We start from the raw sequence: 23365 nt of genomic DNA on the forward strand, positions 1-23365 counted from the left end.
GATCAACGCGGAGCGGCGGCGCGGGTACGGCGACTGGGAGGACTCGAGCCCACGGCGCTGACGGCCGTCACGCTGACGGCGTACCGCCTGCCGCCGGCGGCGAGACGGAGCTCGCGGCGGCGGAGCGTCGGCCCGACCACCCACTGTCGCAGCACGCGGGTGTGACCGTTGCGGACGACGTACAGCGTGATCCGGAAGGTGCTGATCGGACGGGTGCCACTCGCGCCGGGGACCCACGAGACGACGACGGTGCGGCGGCCGCCCGGACGGCCCGGGCGGATGGCGGCGGCCGGCGTCGCCGGGACGCGGGGCGTCACCGAGGGGGCGCCGATCGGGGCGGACGACGAGGTGACCGGCGCCGCGTTCGGTGCCGTGGTCATGGAGCCGGGCGTCGTCGCGGCCACCGTTGACGAGACGGACGTCGCCGGTGTGGACGGCGTGGACGGCGTGGTGGACGGCGCGGCCGACGACGTGGTCCCGGCATCGGACGACGCGGCCGCTGCGGCGCTGCAGCCGCTCTGGGTGAGGACGTACGCGCCGAGGCTGGCGTAGGCGTCATAGCCCCCCGAGGCCCAGACGCCACCGAGGTTGCCGCCGGGCCGGACGACGGCGAAGTACGGACCGCCGGCCGAGCCCAGCGTGATCGACGAGCTCGCCCCGGAGGGGACCTCGACGCCGTACGAGCGGTTCCAGGGATCCGGATCGGCGGCGAGTGCCTGGGTGGTGGTGGGGTTCGTGTCCAGGCTGGTGCCGGCAGCGGGCCGTCCGGAGCTGTCCACGACACTGAGCGCAAGGTCGACGTCGGGCCCGACGAGGGCACCGTTGGCGCTGATCGTGGCGCCGGCCCCGCAGGCGCCGAGCAGGTAGGTGTCGGTGTCGGTGCTGCGGGTCCGGTAACGGGTGGTGCCATCGACGGCGAGGGGCGAGGCGATCGAGCTCGTGGGTGTCGCCCGGGTGCCGGCGATCGCGCGGATCAGGGCGACGTCGTCCTGCTTGGCGATCTGGATCGACTTCCCGAGCGAGCTGGTGCCCCAGTTGGTGGCGCCGGGATAGTCGCCCTTCGACCACTGCGAGATCGCGTTGTAGTACGAGGCGCCCATGATCGGCGCCCAGACCTTGCTGCCGTCACCATTGTCCGGCTCGTAGTAGCTGTCGCCCGTGGCGCTGTTGCCGTCGTGGACCAGGCCGAAGGTGTGCCCCGCCTCGTGCGCCGCGGCCTCGGCGACGCTCGATGACATGTCGGTCAGGGAGTTGGGGAAGATCCAGGCGATCTCGTTGAGGTCGGCGGCGCCGCCCCACTTCGAGACGGGCGAGTCGATGACGTTGGTCCAGGCGACACCCCCACAGCCACCGGTCCCGCAGATCGCGGTCTCCGGGGCGGCGGAGTCGGTGACGACGACGTGGGTGCCGAAGTCGACGTCGGTGGCCGTGCTCATCGACAGCGCGGCGCTGCCCGGGTCCTGCGTCGTCACGTCGATGTCGAACGCGCTGTAGTCCTCGGCGACGCGCGCCCAGATCCCCTGGATCGCGGCGCGCTCGTCGTCGGTGAAGCCGGCACCGTTGCCGGCCGGGTCCCAGCCGGCATAGGTGCCGGCCGTCACGCCGGCCTGCGTCACCCACGCGTTCGTGCTCAGGACCGAGACGCCGTCGAAGTCGAGGAAGAGCGTGTGGTGGGAGCCGGGCAGGCTGTGCAGGGCGAACGTGCTGCTCAGCGGATAGGGCGCCTGCGCCGTGCCGGCGGTCTTGCTGAGGCCGGCGACCGGCTTCGGGGCGGTGGGCACCTCCTCCTTGTAGAAGACCCGGCCGTCCCGGCTGACCCAGGCCGTCGGGTCGCTCCTGAGCACGCCCTCGAGCTGCGCGGACGTCAGGCCGGCGTTGGTCGCGACCGCGGGCAGGCTGGTGCCGAGCTCGGAGACCGCCTTTGCGCCATGGACAGGTCGGCTCAGCCCGGTGTCGACCGGACCGGAGCCGGCCGCCGTCTCAGGACGGGGCTGGGCCTGACGCTCGGGCGGCAGGCCGCGGGTCGGTGCGACGCTCCCGGCGGCCGAGGGGTCCAGCTCGGGCACCGCCGAGGCCGGGCTCTGACTCGGAGGCAGCCCCGTGCCGGCGTACGGCGACGACGTGCCGTCACCGCCGAGGACTCCCGACACGACGAAGATCGCCGCGCAGACCCCAAGCGCTGCGACGACGGCGAGGACGCCCTTCAGCGTCGTCCCGAGATGACGCATGCGTCGAGCCTAGGAACGCGTTCCAAAACACGTCCCGCCGGCGGGCGCCGGTCAGCGAGTCGCTGCGCGCGCCTCGATCTCCTTGAGCATCCGGAGGCGGTCCTTGCCCTTGGCCTTCACGACGCGGCCCAGGACCCGGAGCTGGCTCGGCAGGTTGCGCGGTGTGGTGCTCTCCCACCAGCCGTTGGGGAAGGAGAGCCGGATCGTCTTGTGCCAGGCGCTGGCGACCTGCAGCGGAAGTGGACGGGTGTTGTAGCTCAGGCCGTAGCGCTGGAAGAGGTCGCGCACCTTCGGGGCGACCTCCGCGTAGCGGTTGGAGGGCAGGTCCGGCCAGATGTGGTGCTCGATCTGGTGCGACAGGTTGCCACTCATGAGGTGGACCGCCTTGGAGCCGGAGATGTTGGCCGAGCCGAGCATCTGCCGGAGGTACCAGTCACCGCGGGTCTCGTCGGCCGGGATCTCGTCGAGCTCGAAGGTCTCGACGCCCTCGGGGAAGTGGCCGCACATGATCACGGCGTGGGACCAGACGTTGCGGCCCATGTTGGCCAGCACGTTGGCGAGCAGGGTGAACGGGGCGGACGGGCCCGAGAGGATCGGGTGGATCACGTAGTCCTTGAGCGCCTGCTTCTTGACCTTGGCGAGCGTCGCCTTGACGTCGCGGAGCTGGGCCGGGTCGCGCTCCTCCTTCGGCGTGCGCAGGAAGTCGCCGAGCTTCAGGTCGTACGCGGCGATGCCGTACTCGAAGAAGAGCATGTTCAGGAAGTTGTACGCCGGCTGGTAGAGGCACTTGGGCGACCACTCCTGCGCCTCGTCGACACGGACGAGGCCCCAGCCGAGGTCGTTGTCCATGCCCACGATGTTCGTGTAGGTGTGGTGCTCCTCGTTGTGGCTCTTCTTCCAGCCCTCGGCGGTCGCGGCGCTGTCCCACTCCCAAGTGGTCGAGTGGATCTTGGGGTCGCGCATCCAGTCCCACTGGCCGTGGAGGATGTTGTGGCCGATCTCCATGTTCTCGAGGATCTTGGCGACGCTCAGGCCGAGCGTGCCCGCGATGAAGGCCGGCGGGAAGACCGACGCCAGCAGGACGGCGCGGCTGCCCAGCTCGAGGTAGCGCTGGGTCTTGATCACCCTGCGGATGTAGGCCGCGTCCCTGGCTCCCCTGGAGGACATGACGTCGGCGCGGATCGCGTCGAGCTCCGCGCCGATCGCCTCGATGTCCTCCCGGGAGAGGTGGGCGATCGGGTTGTGGGGGTCGTTCTTGAGGGCGAGGGTGGGGTCATCGGCGATGGTCATGTGGGGTCTCCGAATCAGTGGTCGATCACGCACGCGCCCGCGGGCGCGCTGATGCAGGTCTGGACGTTCAGGCCGTCGGTCTCACCTGGCACGGCGACGATGAGGTCGCCGTTGCGCAGGTCGCGGACCGCGCCCTCCTTGAGGGGCAGGACACAGCCGAAGCAGATGCCCATCCGGCAGCCGCTCGGCATGAGGACGCCGGCGGCTTCGGCGGCGTCGAGGATGGAGGTGGAGGCGTCGACGTCTACCGCGGTGCCGGCGTTGGCCACGCCGTCGAAGGTGACCGTGCCACCGTCGCCGATGACGACGGTCGAGGTGCGGAACTGCTCGGTGTGCAGCTCCTTGCCTCGCTCGGCGTGGTGGAGGGAGAGCGCGTCGAGGAGGCCGGTCGGCCCGCAGGCGAAGGTCTCGCGATCGTGCAGGTCCAGCACCAGCTCGTCGAGCTTCTCGATGTCGAAGGTGCCGCGCTCGTCGTCGTACCAGCTGATGAGCCGGATCGCGCCGGACTCGGCGAGGGCCTCGAGGTTCTTGACGAAGATCGTGTCGGGGTGGCTCGGCGCGAGGTGGACGAGCGTGATGTCGAGCTGATCGTGGTGGTTGACCACGCCGGCGTCCGTGGCGGGGAAGAGGTTGCGGAGCATGCCGATGACCGGCGTGATGCCCGAGCCGGCGGTGACGAAGAGGAACTTCTGGTCGGTGAGCGCCGCGGGCAGCACGAAGTCGCCCTGGGCCTGCTCGATGTGGACCAGTGTGCCGGGCTTCGTCCCATGCACGAGATAGGGGCTGACCTTGCCGTCGGCGACCGCCTTGACCGTGATCGAGATCAGGCCGTCGCGGCGCGGCCCGTGGGTGAGGGAGTACGCCCGCCAGTGCCGAACGCCGTCGACGTCGACGCCGATGCGGAGGTACTGGCCGGGGATGTGGCCGACCCAGTCCCTACCGGGCTTGAGCAGCAGCGTGGCGGCGTCGGCCGTCTCCGGGTGGACCTCGACGACGCGGGCGCGCAGGGCGGCGCCCTTCCGCAGGGGGTGGAAGAGGTCGAGGTAGTCGTCCGGGACGAGCGGGGTCGCCAGCAGCGCGGCCACCTGGCCGGCACGCTCCGAGATCCATGTGCTCACCCCACCATCGTGACTGCTTTCAGGGCTAAACTCATGTGCGTCGGACGTGAAGATTCGCATCCGAATTGTTCGGATCGGATAAAAGGACTCGCGATGGCCCGGATGTTCCCTCGTCGCTCCACTGCCACGCCGGAGATCAGGCTCACCCCGCGCATCGTCGCGAGCCTCGAGGAGATCCTGCCGACCATCGGTGAGGACGTGGTCAACGCCGTCATCGCCGAGGTGCCCAGCTACCAGGACGCCTGGGCCCACGGGAACATGGCGCAGGTCATCCAGACCGCCGTGGAGGTCGCCCTGTCCGGCTTCCTGTCGGTCGCGTCGGGCAACCTCGCCGAGCTCGCCTCCGCCACGCCCGAGGCCCTCGAGGGCGCCTTCGAGCTCGGCCGCGGCGAGGCCCGTAGCGGCCGCACGCCCGAGGCGCTCCTCGCGGCCTACCGGATCGGCGCCCGCACCGCGTGGCGTGAGCTCTCCTCGACGGCGTTGCAGGCCGGGCTGCCACCGGAGGCGCTGGTCGAGTTCGCGGCGCTGGTCTTCGCGTGGATCGACGAGGTCTCCGACGCGTCGGTCGCCGGGCATGCCGAGGAGCTCGCCTCGGCAGGACGTGTCCGGCGGCGCCTGCTCGCCCGGCTCGGGCAGCTGCTCGTCGACGGCGCGACCTCGGAGACGCTCGAGAACGCAGCCGCGCAGGCCGAGTGGACCGCGCCGACCACTCTGACCGCCGCGCTCGTGCCCACGCCGCAGCTCGCGCCGGTCCTCTCGGGCATCCCGCAGGCGACGTTGGAGCTGGAGAGCCAGGCCGGTCTCGACGGGATGACGACGCTGCTGGTCCCCGACGTCGAGGGGCACCGTCGCGCGTCCCTCCTCTCCGCGGCGGTCCGACGGGGCGCGATCGTCGGCCCACCGAAACCGTGGCGCGAGGCCCGGCTCTCCTTCCTCCGGGCGGTCCGTGTCCATGAGGCCGGTTGGACGGGCGACACCGAGGACCACCTCGTGGCGCTCGTCCTCGGCGCCGACCCCGACGCACTCGGCGATCTCCGCGCCGCCGTGCTCGATCCGCTCTCCGACGTCCGTCCGTCGACCGCCGAGAAGCTGGTCGAGACGCTCCGCTCGTGGCTGCTCCACCAGGGCCGTCGCGACGACGTGGCCGCGGCGCTCTTCGTGCACCCGCAGACCGTCCGCTATCGGATGGGTCAGCTGCGCGAGCTGTACGGCGACCGACTGGACGATCCTGCCTGGGTGTTGGCCCTCACCGTGGGTCTCGGGGCGGCATGATCGGGGCATGCGTCGCCTCCCTCTCCTGACGGCCGCAGCGACGCTGAGTGCAGCGCTGCTGAGCGGCTGTGGTGGCCACGCCTCGACCACCCCGCAGCACTCCCCCGCGGTGTCGGGCAGCGCGGTGGCGGCGTACGACGACGCGGTCTCGACCCCGCAGCCGGACTCCGTCTACCCGCAGCACGGACACGCGGAGGTCGATGCCCTGCACTACGAGCTCCACCTGACCTGGAACGGCACCACGCTGAGCGGCGAGGAGTCCCTGGAGTTCCGGGCCAGCCGGGCGTCCGCGAGGATCTCGCTCGACCTCGGGTCCGCGCTCACGCCTGGGGCCGTGATGCTCGACGGGACGCCCGTCGAGTCGAGCCACACCGGAGACACGCTGACCCTCGCCCACCCGGTCGAGGCGGACACCCGCCACACCCTGTCGCTGAGCTACACGGGCACGGCGCAGCCCGTCCCTGATCCGTCCCGCCGGTCCGACGTCCAGCCGCTCGGGCTCACCCGGACGCCCGAGGGCGGCCTCTGGACGATGCAGGAGCCGTACGGCGCCTTCACCTGGTACGCCGTCAACGACACCCCGTCGGACAAGGCGCTCTACGACGTGCGGATCACCGTGCCCGCGGGCATGGTGGGCATCTCGAACGGCACTCTCGTCGAGGGACCGTCCGGAAGCACGACGACCACCACGCGGTGGCACTCGTCGGCGCCGATGGCGTCCTACCTCACCACCCTGGCGGTGGGCCGGTACACGCCGACCCACGCCACGTCGGCCTCCGGCGTGCCGCTCACCTACTGGGTCCCGACCGACGACCAGCAGCCGCTCAAGGACCTCGAGAAGACGCCGGATCTCCTTGCCTGGTTGGAGAAACGGCTCGGTCCCTATCCGTTCGACTCGCTGTCGATGGTGATCGTGCCGGCCGAGTCGTCGATGGAGACGCAGACGACGCTCACCCTCGGCGACCTCCCCGACGACTACTCCGCAGACACGCTCCTGCACGAGATGGCACACCAGTGGTACGGCGACCTCGTCACGCCCGCGGACTGGAGCGACGTGTGGATGAACGAGGGGATGGCGACGTACCTCCAACTGACCTGGACCGACGAAGCCTGGGACCGCTCGCCCGGGGACTCGCTCAGCGACTTCGGGCTCTTCGAGGCCGAGGACCGCCGCAAGGCCGGGCCACCGGGCGACTACAAGCCGGACCACTTCGCCGACGACAACGTCTATGCCGGGCCCGCATTGATGTGGGACCGCGTACGTCGACGGGTGGGCGACACCGAGTTCTGGAAGCTCGTCCGCGACTGGCCCGCCGCGCGCTCGGGGACGTCAGTGACCCGCGCCGACTATCTCTCGTGGCTCTCCACGCAGTCCGGGGTGGACCTGCAACCGCTGATGACCCGCTGGCTGATGAGCCCCACCTCGCCGAAATAGGGCTTCCCTCCCGCCGAGTCCGCTTTCCTCGCGCCGAATGGGGCGTTTCCTGCGGATAGGGTGCCGACGTGGCGCGCCTGAATGCTCGACAGCTGCTCGACCTCGTCCTCGACCAGGGCAGCTGGGAGTCGTGGGACACCCCGCCGGCGAGGGTCGGGATCAGCGAGACGTACGCCGCCGAGCTCGCCGCCGCGCAGGAGAAGGCCGGCACCGACGAGTCAGTGCTGACCGGCGCAGGCTCGATCAACGGCCACCGCGTGGCGGTGCTGATCAGCGAGTTCGGCTTCCTGGCCGGCTCGATCGGCCGGGACGCCGCTGACCGGCTGGTGTCAGCGATCCAGCGGGCCACGCACGAGGGGCTGCCGTTGATCGGTGCTCCCTCCTCCGGCGGGACACGCATGCAGGAGGGCACGCCGGCCTTCGTCCAGATGGTGCGCATCGGTGAGGCACTGCTCGCGCACAAGGCCGCGGGCCTGCCCTATCTCGTCTATCTCCGGCACCCCACGACCGGCGGAGTGATGGCCACCTGGGGCTCACTCGGACACATCACGGTGGCCGAACCCCGTGCCCTGCTCGGCTTCCTGGGCCCGAAGGTGGTCGAGCTCGTCACGGGGTCGCCCCTGCCCCCCGACGTACAGACGGCCGAGAACCTCGGCACCAACGGCATCATCGACGGCGTCCTCCTCCCCGAGGAGCTCCGTGACGTGGCGACCCAGGTGCTGGACCTGTTGGCCCGGCGCACGCAAAGGGTCACCGTGACCGTTGGCGGTGAAAGTGACGGTTCCGAAGGGTCACCGACCTCGCAAAGCGTCACGGTGACCGTGGGGGGGCGGGACGTCGATGCCTGGACGAGGATCGAGCGGACGCGTCGGCCCGAGCGACCGGGGATCCGTGAGCTCCTGGGACATGCGTCGACGGTCGTCCCGCTGCAGGGCACCACTCGGGGAGAGCGGGACAGCGGAATCCTCCTCGCGCTGGCCGGATTCGGCGAGGAGGCCTGCGTCGTCGTGGCACAGGACCGCGCGGCTCAGTCGAAGCGCCCGTTCGGTCCCGCCGGGCTGCGCACGGCCCAGCGCGGCATCGCCCTGGCCGAGTCCCTGGGGCTGCCCCTCCTGACCGTCATCGACACTCCCGGCGCCGAGCTCTCCGGCGCCGCCGAGAACGGCGCCATCGCCGGTGAGATCGCCCGAACCTTGGCAGCCCTCGTCGCCGTCCGTACGCCGACCCTCACCCTCATGCTCGGCCAGGGCAACGGCGGCGGAGCCTTGGCGCTCTTCCCCGGCGACCGCATCATCGCGGCGGAGAACGCCTGGCTCACGCCACTGCCCCCCGAAGGCGCGTCGGTGATCGTCCACGGCGACACGGAACATGCCGCTGAGATCGCGAATACCCAACGTGTGCTGGCGATCGACCTTGCCGAGCTCGGCATCGTCGACCGGGTCATCGGCGAGATGCCCGACGCGGCTGACGAGCCTGAGGCCTTCCTCACCGGCATCGCGGAAGCCCTTGGTCACGAGCTGACCGGCGTACGGCAGAAGGGGCCGGGCAGCCCGGCCGACCGCGCCGCGCGTTACGCCTGAGCGCGCAGCGCGCTACGGCGAGAGGAAACCCCGGACTCGACGGAAGGAAACTCCCGATTCGGCGGGAGGAAAGCCCGGATTCGGCGGTGAGGAAGGGCCCTTTCGGCGGGTCAGGCGCGGCCGTGGGGTGCGGTCCAGCCGGACAGGTCGGGGCCCTTCGGGATGATGCCGGAGGGATTGATGTCCCTGTGGACGACGTAGTAGTGCGCCTTGATCTGGTCGAAGTCCGTGTTGTTGCCGAAGGCGGGGATCGAGTAGAGGTCGCGGGCGTAGCCCCAGAGGTTGGGCATCTCGGTCAGCTTGTTGCGGTTGCACTTGAAGTGGCCGTGGTAGACCGGGTCGAAGCGGGCGAGGGTCGTGAAGAGGCGTACGTCGGCCTCGGTGATCTCGTCCCCCATCAGATACCGGCGATCGGCGAGGCGCTCCTCGAGCCAGTCCATCGCGGCCCACAGCCGGTCGTACGCGGCGTCGTACGCCTCCTGCGAGCCGGCGAAGCCGCAGCGGTAGACGCCGTTGTTGACCTCGGTGAAGATCCGCTTCATCACGGTCTCCATCTCGTCGCGCACGTCCTCGGGCCACAGATCGGGAGCACCGGAGCGATGGAACTCGCGCCACTCGAAGAAGAAGTCGTGCGTGATCCACGGGAAGTCGTTGGTGACGACCTCGCCGGACGAGACCTCGACGATGGCCGGCACGGTCACGCCGCGCGGGTAGTCGGGGATCCGGGCGTTGTAGGCGTCGCGCAGGAAGTGGATGCCGAGCACCGGGTCCACGCCGTCGGGGTCCAGGTCGAAGGTCCATGAGCGGGCGTCGTGGGTCGGGCCGGGCGCACCCCAGGAGATGACCTCCTCGAGACCGAGGAGCTCCCGGACGATGATCGCCCGGTTGGCCCACGGGCACGCCCTGGCCGCGATGAGGCGGTAGCGGCCCGGCTCGACCGGCCACGTCGGCGCATCGGACGGCTGGTCGACCGCCGCTCCCCCATCAGCGGTGATCCGGTCGGGGATGTACGTCATGTCGCGCTCGAAGGACTTGCCCTTCTCGACGTACGACGGGGTGTGGTCACTCATGGCTTGCTCCTGGGGCGAGGGCGGCGACGAAGTCCAGCTTGTCCAGCACCGGCGGCGGGATGACGAACGGGTAGAGGTCGCCCTTGCCCATCGACCGGTTGATCACGTTGAGCGCGATCGAGAGCGGCACCCAGATGCCCGTCACGACGTCGCGGAACTGGCTGAACGCGGTCACGGGCGCCACCGCGGTGAGGCCGTACTCCCCTGCCGACTCGATCGTGTCGGAGATGTGGAGGTAGTGCGCGAAGGTCTCGGCGAAGTCCTCGAAGGGGTGCATCGTCGCGTACGTCGACAGGTAGCTCGCTTCCCATCCCGCCGGGGCACCCTCGGCATAGTGGCGCTCGATCGCGTCGGCGTACGACTCGCGCTCGTCGCCGAAGAGCTCGCGGGCCTGCTCGATCAGGTCGCCGACGACGTACTGCCACTCGATGTAGTGGCCGACCTCGTGGCGGAAGTGGCCGAGCATCGTGCGGTAGGGCTCGTCGAGCGACTCCCGGACCTTCTCGCGGTAGACCGGGTCGGACTCGGCGAGGTCGATGGTGATCACGCCGTTGTCGTGGCCGATGACGACCTTCTCGTCCGAGTCGGCGCCGTCGAGGTTGGCGCTCGCGAGCAGGTCGAAGCAGAGTCCCTGCTCCGGGTCCTCGACCTTCGAACGGATCGGGAAGCCGAGGGTGTCGAGCTCGACGAGGAGGTAGCGCTTGGCCTGCTCGGCCTGGAGGAAGGCGGCGAGGGCGGTGGTGTCCTCGTCGGCCGGCCGGGTGCGGGTGAAGTCGCAGGCCTCGCACTGGCCGCCCTCGACGGCTGCGAGCCACGTGCAGCCCGACAGGTTGAGGTTGGAGCAGACCCACCAGACGAGGCCTTGGGCGTCGACGTACCGACCGGTCTCATCGACGGGGACGATGGCTCGCTCCGCCCTCGAGAAGCCGAGCGAGGTGCCGCAGGAGACACAGACGGAGTTCTCGAAGTAGAGCGGGTTGTCGCAGGCGCGACAGCGGAAGGCCTTCACAGGCCGATCATGGCAGCGGGCGCAAGGGCCGGCTCAGACCACCGGGGCGACGTCGACCGAGACGGCGAGTGTGGACTTCTTGGCCTCGGTGAAGATCACGCCCTTCACAGGAGGGACGTCAGCGTAGTCCCGGCCCCACGCCACGGTGACGTACCGCTCGTCGACCCACTGGTCATTGGTGGGGTCGAGCATCACCCACTCGCCCTCACCGACCGGGGCGGGCACCCAGACGGCGACCCAGGCATGCGACGCGTCCGCGCCGACCAGGCGCGGCGTGCCCGGCGGCGGCGTGGTGGCGAGGTAACCGGAGACGTAACGGGCGGCGAGCCCGTGGGTGCGCAGGCAGGCGATCATCAGGTGGGCGAAGTCCTGGCAGACCCCACCCTGTGCCGAGAAGATCTCGTCGATCGTCGACGTCACCGTCGTGGCCGTCTTGTCGTAGGCGAAGTCGGCGTGGATCCGATGCATCAGCTCGGCCGCCGCCTCGACGAGCGGACGCCCCGGCGTGAGGGACTCCGCGCCATAGGCGGCGGCCTCGGCGGTGTGCTCGATCAGTGGCGAGACGACTGCCATGTCGCAGGCACGCCAGGCGCCCGGAAGGGACGGATCGTCGAGCGGGCGTGCGGATTCCCACGGTTGGGTGAACCCGCTGTCGTCGTACGCCGGCGCCGAGACCTCGACGTGGGAGACCGCGTCGACCTCCAGCTCCTTGTGCGGCGTCAGCACCTGGAAGTAGGTGACGGTGTTGCCGTAGAAGTCGGCATCGCTCGACTGATCGGCCGGGACCGGCGAGACCGTGACCGCCGGGTCCGTGACGTGCTGCCACGGCAGCGAGCGCGGCACGACGTGGGCGATGCCGAGGGAGTCGGTGACGTCGTCGTCGTAGGTGTAGATGGTGCGGTGCGTGACGAGGTATTTCATGCGACGGGCCTTGCGCTCCGCGCCATGGCGTTGAGCGGACGGGGTGCCGGGCCCGAGGCGAAGTGGACCTCGCCGATGGCCTCGGCGAGCCGCTCCAGGCCGTAGAGGACGTGGTCGAGGAAGGCCTCGAGGTTCGGGCGTCCGGAGCCACCGATCGCGACCAGGGCCGCGATGTCGGCGCTCTCGACGGTGGCGATCAGGTCGTCGAGGAGCCGCTCGGGCCGCGACGACCCGGTCGAGGCGGGAAGGGCGCTGAGGTGCCGCTTCAGATCGGCGAGACTGAAGGCGAGGGAGCGCGGGTTCTCCTTGTCGAGCAGGAGCAGCTCGAGGACGTTGGCGGGGCGGACATAGCCGCGATAGCGCCGGCGGTGGGTGACCGAGGACTCCGAGGAGGCGAGGACCGCGTTGAGCACCTCGCGGTCGACGTCGATGCCGCGGCGGACGGTGGCGGTGGTGCGGAGCAGGTGGCACAGCTGCAGCGAGCGCTCGAGGAAGCGGCCGGTGCGGATCGAGTGCCAGCCGGCGTCGCGGATCATCGACGCCGTGACGCCCTGCATCGCGAGGATGCCGGTGAGCATGCGGCCGGCGGACTCCTCGATCTGGTGGCTCCACGGGTTGTCGCGGAGCTCGCCGGCGGCGCGGTCGGTCGAGCCGAAGATCCGCCACATGTCGCTGGAGAGCTGGTCGCGGACACCGGCGAAGGCCTCGCGCATGCCCTCGATCGACTGGGCGACGGAGCCGCCGCGATGCTCGTCGAGGAGCAGCGAGCGGAAGTCCTCGTCCAGGCGGTCGAGCTCGTCCGTCCCCGGCGGTGCCCACGGCGAGAGTCGTGCGATGACGGTCAGCATGACGCCGAGCGCCGCGCCACCGGTCGACCGCGGTCGGGTGCGGTAGTCCTCCGCGATGACGTGGGTGGCGAGGATGAGCCGGAGCAGGTCCTCGGCCCGCTCGCTGTAGCGCCCCGACCAGAACATGTCCTCGAGTGCACGTGGCACCAGCACCGTCGTCGAGCGGGCGTGGGTCATCGGCAGGACGTCGGACAGCCCCTGATCCGGCTCGCCGGGCGTCTGCTTGAGCACCCAGACGTCCTTGCTCAGCGGCGCCGCGTCACGGACCGACGCCAGGCCACCGACAAGCGGCCGATAGGCCGAGCCGTAGCGGAGCGTGAAGGTGCGCAGCGTCACCGGCCGCGCGATCGCGCCGGTGGTCGACCACGTGGGGGCCTGCGAGAGGAGGGGCAGCTGCTGGCCGACGTACCGCCACGGCTCGGCCTGGACGCGGGTGTGCAGCTCGTCGCGGGAGAGGCCGGCGAGGCTCTGGGCAGGGCCGTCGAGGGTGCGGACCATGAAGTTGTCGTGGCCAATGCTGTCGAGGATCGCGACCAGCCCGTCGGCGGTGCCGGCCCACCACGTCGGAACGCTCGGCAGTCGCAGCGACTCACCGAGGAGCGCCTCGCTGGCGGCGGGGAGGTACGGGAGCAGGCCGGGATTCTCGAGTACACCGGCGCCGAAGCCGTTGACCACCCGGACCCGTCCGCGGCGGACCGCCTCGACGAGTCCCGCGACGCCGAGCTGGCTGTCGCCGCGGAGCTCGAGCGGGTCCGACCAGCTGGCGTCGACGCGGCGCAGGATCACGTCGACCTTCTCGAGCCGGCCGCCGGGGGTGCGGAGGTAGACCCAGCCGTCCTTGACGGTGAGGTCGCCGCCCTGGACGAGCGGGAAGCCGAGGGTCGAGGCGAGGAAGGCCTGGTCGTAGGCGGTCTCGGAGTGCGTGCCCGGGCTGAGTACGACGACGCGCGGGTCCGAGCGGTCGCCCTGGGCGGACTGGATGAGGGCCGAGCGGAGCGCCCAGAAGTAGGGCTCCATGCGGTGCAGGCCGGCCTCGCGGTAGAGCTCGGGGAGCACGCGCGAGATCACACGGCGGTTCTCCATCGCGTAACCGATGCCGGACGGTGCCTGGGCCCGGTCGCCGAGGACGAGCCACTCACCGTCGGCGTTGCGGCCGAGGTCGGTCGCGGCGAGGACCAGGGGACGCGGGTCGGCGCGGTGCGGCCCGAGGCCGGCCACGACCCGGTTGAAGCCCGGGTGACCGAAGACGACCGGCGCCGGCACGATCCCCTCGGAGAGGAGCCGCTGGTCGCCGTACAGGTCGATGAGGATGGCGTTGAGCAGCTCGGCGCGCTGGGCCAGTCCGACTTCGAGCGGCTGCCACTGCGCAGCGTCGATGACCAGCGGCATCGGGTCGAGGCGCCACGGGCCGACGCCCTCCCCCGGTCGGGCGTAGGAGACGCCGTCGTCGGCGAGGAAGCGGGCGATGTCGCCGCTGACCCGCTGCAGGTCCGCCTCGGTGATCGAGACCGCGACCTCGGCCATGCCCTTCCACGCCGGCCGCAAGGAGCCGTCCGGAGCGATGACCTCGTCGAAGCGTGCCGACGCCTCGCCCGTGCCGAGCATGGGCTGGGCGACGGACGCTGCGTAGTCGCGGAAGATCGTCACGAAGCCGCCGCCGGAGGACACGAGGGCTGTGACTGAGCGAGCCGCCGCACCGCGCTTGCGCGTGTGCGCGCGGCGAGCGAGGGAACCGGCCGCCGCAGGCGGCCCGCGCCAGCGAGCGAGGCCCGGATGGCGGCGTGCGAGTGGCGCATGGGAATCGTCATGTACGGCTGGGAGGAGCGGGGTCAGGCGCGACGGAGGTCGAGGATGTGCGGGTACTCCGCGGAGACGGCCTGCCGTCCACGCTCCGTCATCGCGGCGACGTCCAGTCGACCGGCGGTGAAGCCACGTGGCTCGAAGCGCCCGGCCCGGCGGGCCTCGGCCTCGTTGGCGTTGATCGGCGGGGTGTCGTAGGAGCGGCCACCGGGGTGCACGACGTGGTACGTCGCCCCACCCAGACTCACCTCCGACACGGTGTCCACGATATCCACATGCAGCGGTGAGTGGACCTCGATCGTCGGATGCAGTGCACTCCAGGGCGCCCACGCCTTGTAACGGACACCCGCGTAGAACTCTCCGGGAGTGTCCGTCGCGGTGAGTGGCAGCGGCACGTCGTTGCAGGTGACGAGGTGCCGTGCGGGGTCCAGGCCGGTGACGCGGACCTGGATCCGCTCGACGCTGGAGTCGACGTAGCGTGACGTGCCGGAGCCTGTGGCCTCCTCGCCGAGGACATGCCACGGCTCGATCGCCTGACGCAGCTCCAGCTCGATGCCCGCGACCCGGGTGAAGCCGATCCGCGGGAAGCGGAACTCCGTGAAGGGGTCGAGCCAGGACTCCTCGAAGGGGATCCCGGCGGCCCGCAGGTCCGCCACGACGGTCCGGATGTCGTTGATGCAGCCCCGCGGCAGGAGGAAGTCCTCGTGCAGCGTCGTGCCCCAGCGCACGAGCGGTGCGGTGAGCGGCTTCTCCCAGAACATCGCGACCATGGAGCGCACGAGCAGGGCCTGCAGCAGCGCCATCTGCGGGTGCGGCGGCATCTCGAAGCCGCGCAGCTCGAGCAGCCCGAGTCGTCCGCGCGAGGAGTCGGGTGAGTAGAGCTTGTCGATGCAGAACTCGCTGCGGTGGGTGTTGCCCGTCAGGTCGGTGAGCAGGTGGCGGAAGAGCCGGTCGACCAGCCACGGTCGCGGCTCGAGGTCGAGCTCCTCCTGCTCCCTCGTCAGGCGGGCCAGCTCGCGCTGGGCGATCTCCATCTCGTAGACCGCCTCGGGCCGGCCCTCGTCGAAGCGCGGCGCCTGCGACGTCGGTCCGATGAAGCGGCCGGAGAAGAGGTAGGAGAGCGAGGGGTGTCGCTGCCAGTAGGTGATCAGGCTGGCGAGCAGGTCGGGCCGGCGCAGGAGTGGGGAGTCGGCGGGCGTCGTACCGCCGAGGGTGAGGTGGTTGCCGCCACCGGTGCCGGTGTGGAGGCCGTCGAGGTCGAACTTCTCCGTGCTCAGGCGGGCGAGGCGGGCCTCCTCGTAGAGCGTCGTCGTCAGCTCACGCTGCTCCGCCCACGAGGCGGTGGGCTGGACGTTGACCTCGATCACTCCGGGGTCGGGCGTGACGACGAGCTGGGTGAGGCGCGCGTCCGGCGGCGGGCCGTAGCCCTCGATGACGAGGGTGGTCCCGGCGCGGACGGCCGCGAGCTCGATCGCCTTCAGCAGCGAGGTGTAGTCCTCGAGCCGGTCCATCGGCGGCAGGAAGACATGGACGTATCCGCCGCGCTCCTCGACCGCCACCGCGGTGGTCGGAGCTCCCTCGGGGTCGACGACCTCGACGGTCGGCACCTCGGGGACGAGCGGCGGCCCGGTTTCGAGGTACGACGGCTCGCCGGTGAACTCCGGGTCGACCCAGCTGATCGCATCCAAGGGCAGTCTCAACCCCGCCGCCGACGTGCCCGGCAGGAGGACGAGTCGGCCACGCCGGAACGACCAGGACGGGCTGGTCCACTCTTCACCTGTGGTCAGCGGCAGCACCCAGCCGGTCGGCGTCTGGACGTCGCCGTCGATCTCCCTCAGCGAGTCAGCGGTGATCTCGTCGATCGCCGCCTTCGGACGCTCACCCTGCGGCTGGCGCACCTCAGCGGCCAGCATCGCCAGCGGGTCCTCGTACGCCGCCAACAGCTGCTCCTCCGGCAGGCCGAGCACCGCGGTGAGCTCGCGGGCCAGCCGCTCGGCGACCTCGCTGTGCGCACCCCCGTGATCGCTCGCCCACGGGTCGGCCAGCAGCGACGGGTCGTCCCAGAGCGCCTCGCCGTCGGTGCGCCACTGGAGCGCGATGTTCCAGCGCGGGAGCGGCTCGCCGGGATACCACTTGCCCTGACCGCGGTGGACGACGCCGCCCTTGGCATAGACCGCCTGCAGCCGCTCGGCCAGTCGGGTTGCCAGCTCCCGCTTCTGGGGTCCGTCGGCCTCGGTGTTCCACTGCGGGCTGACCTGGTCGTCGAGGGAGACGAAGGTGGGCTCGCCGCCCATGGTCAGCCGCACGTCACCGGCGGCGAGCCGCTCGTCGACGGACGTGCCGAGTGCGTCGATCCGTGCCCAGGCCTCGTCGGTGTAGGGCTTGGTCACGCGCGGGTCCTCGTGGATCCGGCGCACCTCGTTGTGGAAGGAGAAGGTCACCTCGACCGGCTCCGTGGCCCCCGTGATCGGCGCGGCAGAGGACGGATGCGGCGTGGCCGAGAGCGGGATGTGACCCTCTCCCGCGAAGAGCGCCGAGGTCGGGTCGAGGCCGACCCAGCCCGCGCCGGGGATGAAGACCTCACACCAGGCGTGCAGGTCGGTGAAGTCAGCTGCCGGACCCGAGGGCCCGTCGAGCGCCTCCTGGTCGGCCGCCAGTTGGACCAGGTAGCCCGACACGAAGCGCGCCGCCAGGCCGTACTGGCGCAGCAACGACACCAGCAGCCAGGCCGAGTCGCGGCACGAACCGATCGCGCGCGTCAGCGTCTCGTCGGGCGTCTGCACGCCCGGCTCCATCCGGACGTCGTAGGCCACGTCGGCATAGACCGCGGAGTTGAGGCCGGCCAGGAAGTCGACGATCGGGACCCCGCCCTCGGGCAGAGTGGCCGCGACCCTGGCGTCGCGCGCCGCCTTCCACTCCGCCGCAGCCGCCGAGTTCTCGACCGGACGGAGGTAGGGCGCCAGATCGGCGAGGAGCGAGGGCTCGTAGTCGAAGGGGAAGGTCTCGGCGTACTCCTCGACGAAGAAGTCGAAGGGGTTGATCACCATCATGTCGGCGACCAGGCCGACGGTGATGTCCAGCTTCGAGACCTTCTCGGGGAAGACCAGCCGGGCCATCCAGTTGCCGAAGGGATCCTGCTGCCAGTTGAGGAAGTGGTTCTCAGGCTCGACCTTGAGGCTGTAGGCCTCGATCGGGGTGCGGCTGTGCGGCGCGGGCCGCAGGCGGACGACGTGAGGGGCGACCGCGACCGGATGGGCGAAGTCGTAGGTGGTCCGGTGCTCCAGAGCGACCTTGATCGACATGTCCACAGGGTGCCAGACGAATGTTTCCGCTCAAGCGGGTGCGAGCTCCAGATCACCGTAACCGCCCGCGGGGGGCCGTCGTTGACCCCGACGTGAACGCCCTGTCACTGCTCATCCCGCGGCCGCAGTCTCGTCCCGACGCCGCCGAGCGTGCCGAGGAGGAGGACTTCCACACACTCGTGGAGTCGATCGAGACGTTGCTGTTCACCTCGACCGACCATCCGGAGCTCCTCGACCGCGCGGTCCTGGCACAGGCCATGGCCGAGCTCGAGGCGCGCTGGCCGGAGGCGGCCGCAGAGTTCGCGCCGCGGATCGCCGCCCGCGGACGCCGTCGCGCCTCCTGACCCCGCCGCGGTCAGGGCGCCTCAGAGGGGCGAGGGCTCCCGTACGTCGCGCTCCGCGGCCCGGGATACCCGGGCGAAGGCGAAGCGCTCGCGCGCGTCGTCGGCCAAGCCCTCCTGGAAGGCGACCGCGGAACCGGCGCCTTCGCGCCGTGCGTGGGCCAGGGCGACGATCGCGGAGCGCACCAGCGCCGGGACATCCCGTCCACCGACCGGGCTCACGGCGTAGCCGAGGGTGAGGCCGGTGCGGTAGGCCGGCGTCGGGCGGTCGTCGACGAGGGCGAGCCGGCTCGCGAGGTCAGCCAGCATCTCGGGGTCCCGCGTCGGCAGGAGCACCACGAGCTGCGGCCCGGTCATCCGCCGCACCCGGCCCTCGACCGGCTCGACCACGGCGGCGACGCAGGAGGCTGCGTCGATCAGGAGGCTCTCAGCGCTGCGGAAGCCCTTGATCTGGGAGGTCATCAGATAGCCGTCGACCTCGATGACGATGGCCGACCCTGTCGCGCTCGCCGCGAGGGACCCGTCGGCCGGGCTGTAGCGCGGCAGCCCCGTGACCTCATCGAGCTGTCGACGTACGGCGTCGGGGCGGTGAGTCGTGGGCATACCCCACCAACGTCGCATCCGTTCCATGGGGGCCTCCTTGCGTGAGCCACCCGTGTGCTCACGGGCCCCCTATCGGCGCGACGGTGCAGGGCCTGCGATACCGAGAGCAAAAAATTGGAGAAGGCGCGGGTCACGCCGGCACCGGGGCCCTGCTCAGCGCAGGGTGGAGACGATTCCGTCGAGCGCAGTGGCGATGGCGCGCTGCTCCGGCGCCTCCGGGTGGTAGCGCTTGCTGGTCGCCGTGGTGCGCCGGGCGATCCACGGCGCGGTGGTGCACAGACCGTGGCCCCGGGTGAAGCTCCGCGCGTCGAGGAAGGTGGCACCGGCGTTCCATGCGGCCTGCCGTTGCGCGGTGGCGATCAGCCTGAGCGCCTTCGCGGCCTTCTTCACTCTCGCGCGGTCGGCGCCGAGGCAGCGTCCGTTGGCCGGGAGGATCTCCGGGTAGCCGATCACGACGAGGCGGGCGTGCGGCGCGACCCTGCCGATCCGCCTGAGCACGCGCGTGAGCCGCCCGCGCATCTGCCGGACACCACCGTGGACGGCGGCCACCGCGCCGTCGCATGCGGCCGGGGCGGCCACGCAGGAGGAGACGACCTTCACGATGCCGACGTCGTTGCCGCCCACCGAGACGGTGACGAGGTCCGCGTCGGACCGGACGGCGTCGACCTGGGCCGGTACGCCGGCCTTCTGGCGGTGCGAGAGGTCGCGGACCTTGGCCCCGCCACAACTGACGTCGACGAGGGTGAGCCCCATGTCCGCCGCCACGAGGTGCGGATAGTTCTGGTCGGTACGCCGACACGCACGGGTCAGCGTCGTGCCGAGCTTCGGTGCCCCGGTGTAGGAGTCGCCCAGGGCGACGTACACGAGCGGCTGCTGCTGGCTCGCCGTGATGATGGTCGGGGATGCGTCCGCCTTCGGCCGTGCATCTCCGCAACCCGCCAGCGATGCGGTCGCCACGAGCAGCGCCACCAGCATGGCGGAAAGGGCGAGGGCGCGAGGCACAGGGGAATCTTGCACCAGCAGTCACTCATGTCACGGTCGAACACGACCGTGCAACGCGGTAACAATGTGGTGTGCGCTTCCTCGCCTGGCTCCTCACCCACGCCGTCGCCCTTGCCGTCGCCGCGCAGCTCTTCGACGGCATCGCCTTCGACGGGCCCGACTCCGGGATGGCGGAGATCCGCCACAAGCTGCTGCCGCTGCTCGGTGTGGCGATCGTGATGGGCGTGGTCAACGCGATCGTGCGGCCCGTGCTCACCTTCATCAGCCTGCCGGTCGTGATCCTGACGCTCGGCCTCTTCCTGCTGATCATCAACGCACTGATGCTCAAGCTGACCTCATGGCTCGCCGGCGGTCTCGGCATCGGCTTCCACGTCGAGGGCCTCGGGACAGCGGTCGGTGGCGCACTTGTCATCACCGTCGTCACCTGGGCGGTCGACCGGCTGCTCGAGGAGGACAGGCGCCGCTAACCGCGTTGGCGGGAAAGGGAAACGGCCCCGCCGGTCGGGACCAGCGGGGCCGTACACGCGGTGTCGGAGGGATTTGAACCCTCGGTGGGCTCACACCCACAAACGCTTTCGAGGCGTTCTCCTTAGGCCGCTCGGACACGACACCGAGGGGAACGTTACCGGAGCCGTCGGGTCGTGAAGAAATCGGCTCAGCGGTCAGCCGGGCCGATCAGGATCACGGTGAGGTGGCGAGGTCCGTGGACGCCTTCGACCCGATGGAGCTCGATGTCGCTGGTGGCCGAGGGGCCGCTGATCCAGGTGAGGGGGCTGCCGCCGCGGACCGGGTCACCGAGGACCGCAACCGCGTCGGGGACGTCGGTCACGACCTGGTCGACACGGACGAGGCAGACATGGACATCGGGCACGAGGGTGATCGCACGGCGGCCCTGTCCGGGGCCGTGGTCGAGCACGATGGTGCCCGTCTCGGCGATGCCGAGGGTGGCGTCCGTGACGACAGCGTCGATGCGATCGAGCTCCGCGGCGCCGAGGGTGGCGTCGTCCACGATCACCTGCGGTACGACGCCCGCGAGATCCACCGACAGCCCGGACGGCACGATCACGGACTCGGCGCCGACCAGCGCGGCGGCGATCGCGTCGGCGACCGTGTCCGGGTCGGCGCGGACGACGGTGGCGCGGTAGTCGGCCACCCGCTCGGCGAAGAGCTCGACGAGCGCCTCAGGTCCCACGAGCTGCGCACGGCGCGGTGCCAGAGGCGGTGCGGCCACGGGGCCGACGCCGTCCAGCGCCCGGTCGACCCGACCGAGGATCTCCTCGCGCGAGCTCGACCCGCCTCGCCACTCACTCATCTCGTCCTCCGTCGGTCCGCTTCCACCACGCCCGGAACGACTCCTGCGGCGCGGAGGGCAGGTCGCGCGCGGAGCCCCACTTCGACAGGCCGGGCACGCCCGCCAAGCCGGCGAAGCGCGTGGCGAGGCGGAGGCCGACCTTGGTGAAGCGCTCCCCGAACGCCAGCTTGCGAGCGTCACCCAGCCCGACAGCCGCGCCCTTCATGGCGAGCATCTCGGCCCGGTGGCCGGCCTTGGGGATCCCACCGCGATGCGCGTCGACGACCTGCGCACGCAGGTCGACCAGCACCGAGGGGATGTCGATCCGCACCGGGCACACCTCGAAGCAGGCCCCGCACAGCGAGGACGCGTACGGCAGGGAGTCCAGCTGCTCACCCTCGGCGCCGGGTCGGCCGACACCGCGGAGCAGCGGATTGAGGATCGCGCCGATCGGGCCGGGGTAGACCGAGCCGTAGGCGTGCCCGCCGGTGCGCTCGTAGACCGGGCAGACGTTGAGGCAGGCGGAGCAGCGGATGCAGCGCAGCGCCTGCCGGCCGACCTCGTCGGCCAGCGCGTTGGTGCGGCCGTTGTCCAGGAGCACGACGTGAACCTCCTGCGGCCCGTCGCCGGGCGTGACGCCTGACCACATCGAGGTGTAGGGGTTCATCCGCTCCCCCGTCGAGGAGCGCGGAAGCAGCCGCAGTAGGGGGTCGAGCTCCTGCCACGACGAGACGACCTTCTCAATACCGACGACCGAGATGAGCACCTCGGGGAGGGTGAGGCACATCCGGCCGTTGCCCTCGGACTCGACGACCACGAGCGTGCCTGTCTCCGCGACCGCGAAGTTGGCGCCCGAGATGCCGACCTTGGCACGCAGGAACTTCTCGCGCAGGTGCGCCCGGGCCGCGGCCGCGAGCACGGCCGGCTCATCGGTGAGATCCTCGGGCGCGGGCCTGCCGACCTCCTTCATCGCGCGGAGGAAGATCTCCCGGATCTCCGCCCGGTTGCGATGGATCGCAGGCACGAGGATGTGGGAGGGCAGGTCGTCGCCGAGCTGGACGATGAGCTCGGCCAGGTCGGTCTCCCACGCGGCGATGCCCTCGGCGGCGAGCGCCTCGTTGAGGCCGATCTCCTGGGTGACCATCGACTTGACCTTGACCACCTCGTCAACGCGGTGCGCCTTCACGAGGTCGGCGACGATCCGGTTGGCCTCCCCGGCGTCACGCGCCCAGTGCACGATCGCGCCGTTGGCGACGAGCATCTCCTCGAGGCGGCGCAGCTGGACACCGAGGGTGAGAAGCGCCGACTCCTTCACCCCCGCGCCGGCCAGCCGCAGGGCCTCCCAGTCGCCGGTCTCGTCGACCTCGTCGACGAGACGGGCTCGCTTGCCGCGGATCGTGCCGGTGGCGTGCGCGAGGTTGTGGCGCAGCTGGGCATCGGCCAGCGCTGCACGCGCGCCGGTGGGGAACGCAGGCATGCCGACGAAGGTGCCGCTCATCGGCCAGCTCCGGCCCGCAGCACGGCGCTCTCGGTGGAGGCGAGGATCTCGGCGAGATGGACGGTGCGCACGCCGGCCCGTTGGCGTGAGAGCAGACCGCCGATGTGGGTCAGGCAAGAGTTGTCGCCGGCCACGAGCACCTCGGCCCCGGTGTCACGGACGTGACGGACCTTGTCGGCCCCCATCGCGACGGACGTGTCGGCGTTCTTGACGGCGAAGGTCCCGCCGAAGCCACAGCACTGGTCTGCGCCGGGAAGGTCGATCAGCGTCAGGCCGCGGACGCTCTCCAGCAGTCGGCGAGGACGGTCGCCCACCCCGAGCATGCGCAGGGAGTGGCACGTCGGGTGGTAGGTGACGGTGTGCGGGTAGTAGGCGCCGACGTCCGTCACGCCCAGGACGTCGACGAGGAACTCCGAGAGCTCGTAGACCCGTGGCGACACCTCCGCCACGGCTGCGGCCAGCCCGGCGTCGCCGGAGCGTCGGGCCACGAGTCCGTGCTGATGACGCGCGGAGCCTGCACAGGACCCGGACGGAGTCACCACGGCGTCGTACCCGGCAAAGGCGTCGACGAAGGTGCGGACCACCGGGACGGCCTCGTCGAGATAGCCGGTGTTGACCATCGGCTGGGCACAACAGGTCTGTGCGGCCGGGAAGTCGACCTCCACACCGAGTCGGCGCAGCAGTGCGACGACCGCCTTCCCCGTCCCGGGATACAGCGCATCGTTGATACACGTCACCATCAGCGCGACCCGCATGC

Annotated in this window: 18 protein-coding genes and 1 tRNA gene; 5 read left to right on the forward strand and 14 right to left on the reverse strand. The window is 70.9% G+C overall.

Annotated elements, in window-relative coordinates; genetic code table 11:
* Positions 1-2 precede the first annotated feature (2 nt).
* The 3 genes from LH076_RS14455 to LH076_RS14465 are packed head-to-tail and all read right to left on the reverse strand — an operon-like array spanning position 3 to position 4636.
* Positions 3-2228 carry a fibronectin type III domain-containing protein gene (locus LH076_RS14455; RefSeq protein WP_227781459.1) on the reverse strand — a complete coding sequence of 742 codons (2226 nt, stop codon included), beginning with the start codon at positions 2226-2228 and terminating at the stop codon, positions 3-5.
* A 51-nt stretch (positions 2229-2279) separates the two neighbouring features.
* Positions 2280-3518: a fatty acid desaturase family protein gene (locus LH076_RS14460; RefSeq protein WP_227781460.1), complete on the reverse strand. Its 1239-nt coding sequence runs from the start codon at positions 3516-3518 to the stop codon at positions 2280-2282.
* A 14-nt stretch (positions 3519-3532) separates the two neighbouring features.
* The gene (locus LH076_RS14465) at positions 3533-4636 is read right to left on the reverse strand and encodes a ferredoxin reductase (protein ID WP_227781461.1); all 1104 of its coding nucleotides are present in this window, start codon (positions 4634-4636) and stop codon (positions 3533-3535) included.
* Positions 4637-4729: 93 nt separating this feature from the next.
* Here LH076_RS14465 and LH076_RS14470 point away from each other — a divergent pair, with 93 nt between their 5' ends.
* From LH076_RS14470 to LH076_RS14480, 3 genes are all read left to right on the forward strand, one after another.
* Positions 4730-5908, forward strand: a complete 1179-nt coding sequence (locus LH076_RS14470) for a PucR family transcriptional regulator (protein WP_227781462.1) — start codon at positions 4730-4732, stop codon at positions 5906-5908.
* A 7-nt stretch (positions 5909-5915) separates the two neighbouring features.
* Positions 5916-7343 (forward strand): M1 family metallopeptidase, encoded by a 1428-nt coding sequence (locus LH076_RS14475; protein WP_227781463.1) that lies wholly within the window; start codon positions 5916-5918, stop codon positions 7341-7343.
* 68 nt (positions 7344-7411) lie between these two features.
* Positions 7412-8923 carry an acetyl-CoA carboxylase carboxyltransferase subunit alpha/beta gene (locus tag LH076_RS14480; RefSeq protein ID WP_227781464.1) on the forward strand — a complete coding sequence of 504 codons (1512 nt, stop codon included), beginning with the start codon at positions 7412-7414 and terminating at the stop codon, positions 8921-8923.
* Positions 8924-9033: 110 nt separating this feature from the next.
* On the opposite strand, the gene LH076_RS14485 is transcribed toward LH076_RS14480, so the two are convergent.
* From LH076_RS14485 to LH076_RS14505, 5 genes are all read right to left on the reverse strand, one after another.
* Positions 9034-9993 (reverse strand): glutathione S-transferase family protein, encoded by a 960-nt coding sequence (locus LH076_RS14485; RefSeq protein WP_227781465.1) that lies wholly within the window; start codon positions 9991-9993, stop codon positions 9034-9036.
* Positions 9986-11002, reverse strand: a complete 1017-nt coding sequence (locus tag LH076_RS14490; protein WP_227781466.1) for a putative zinc-binding metallopeptidase — start codon at positions 11000-11002, stop codon at positions 9986-9988. Before LH076_RS14490 ends, LH076_RS14485 begins: the two co-directional genes overlap by 8 nt.
* Before the next feature lie 33 nt (positions 11003-11035).
* Positions 11036-11923: a transglutaminase family protein gene (locus tag LH076_RS14495; RefSeq protein ID WP_227781467.1), complete on the reverse strand. Its 888-nt coding sequence runs from the start codon at positions 11921-11923 to the stop codon at positions 11036-11038.
* The gene (locus LH076_RS14500; RefSeq protein WP_227781468.1) at positions 11920-14418 is read right to left on the reverse strand and encodes a circularly permuted type 2 ATP-grasp protein; all 2499 of its coding nucleotides are present in this window, start codon (positions 14416-14418) and stop codon (positions 11920-11922) included. The genes LH076_RS14495 and LH076_RS14500 overlap by 4 nt, the downstream gene beginning before the upstream one ends.
* A gap of 182 nt (positions 14419-14600) precedes the next feature.
* Complete coding sequence (locus LH076_RS14505) at positions 14601-17873, reverse strand: DUF2126 domain-containing protein (protein WP_227781469.1); 3273 nt, start codon at positions 17871-17873, stop codon at positions 14601-14603.
* Between the two features lie 92 nt (positions 17874-17965).
* On the opposite strand from LH076_RS14505, the gene LH076_RS14510 reads away from it, so the two are divergent.
* Positions 17966-18217 (forward strand): hypothetical protein, encoded by a 252-nt coding sequence (locus LH076_RS14510; protein WP_227781470.1) that lies wholly within the window; start codon positions 17966-17968, stop codon positions 18215-18217.
* A gap of 21 nt (positions 18218-18238) precedes the next feature.
* Here LH076_RS14510 and LH076_RS14515 read toward each other — a convergent pair whose 3' ends face one another.
* Positions 18239-18844, reverse strand: coding sequence for a hypothetical protein (locus LH076_RS14515; protein WP_227781471.1), 606 nt, complete (start codon positions 18842-18844; stop codon positions 18239-18241).
* 126 nt (positions 18845-18970) lie between these two features.
* Positions 18971-19819, reverse strand: a complete 849-nt coding sequence (locus tag LH076_RS14520) for an SGNH/GDSL hydrolase family protein (protein ID WP_227781472.1) — start codon at positions 19817-19819, stop codon at positions 18971-18973.
* 71 nt (positions 19820-19890) lie between these two features.
* Here LH076_RS14520 and LH076_RS14525 point away from each other — a divergent pair, with 71 nt between their 5' ends.
* The gene (locus LH076_RS14525) at positions 19891-20286 is read left to right on the forward strand and encodes a phage holin family protein (protein ID WP_227781473.1); all 396 of its coding nucleotides are present in this window, start codon (positions 19891-19893) and stop codon (positions 20284-20286) included.
* 58 nt (positions 20287-20344) lie between these two features.
* On the opposite strand, the gene LH076_RS14530 is transcribed toward LH076_RS14525, so the two are convergent.
* The 4 genes from LH076_RS14530 to LH076_RS14545 all read right to left on the reverse strand — a co-directional run bounded on the left by LH076_RS14530 (position 20345) and on the right by LH076_RS14545 (position 23363).
* A tRNA-Ser gene (locus LH076_RS14530) sits at positions 20345-20431 on the reverse strand.
* A gap of 43 nt (positions 20432-20474) precedes the next feature.
* Complete coding sequence (locus tag LH076_RS14535) at positions 20475-21131, reverse strand: LutC/YkgG family protein (RefSeq protein ID WP_227781474.1); 657 nt, start codon at positions 21129-21131, stop codon at positions 20475-20477.
* The gene (locus LH076_RS14540; protein ID WP_227781475.1) at positions 21124-22608 is read right to left on the reverse strand and encodes a lactate utilization protein B; all 1485 of its coding nucleotides are present in this window, start codon (positions 22606-22608) and stop codon (positions 21124-21126) included. Before LH076_RS14540 ends, LH076_RS14535 begins: the two co-directional genes overlap by 8 nt.
* Complete coding sequence (locus LH076_RS14545) at positions 22605-23363, reverse strand: (Fe-S)-binding protein (RefSeq protein ID WP_227781476.1); 759 nt, start codon at positions 23361-23363, stop codon at positions 22605-22607. The genes LH076_RS14540 and LH076_RS14545 overlap by 4 nt, the downstream gene beginning before the upstream one ends.
* Positions 23364-23365 lie beyond the last annotated feature (2 nt).

The sequence above is a fragment of the Nocardioides sp. Kera G14 genome (genome assembly GCF_020715565.1).
Classification (GTDB): Bacteria; Actinomycetota; Actinomycetes; order Propionibacteriales; family Nocardioidaceae; genus Nocardioides.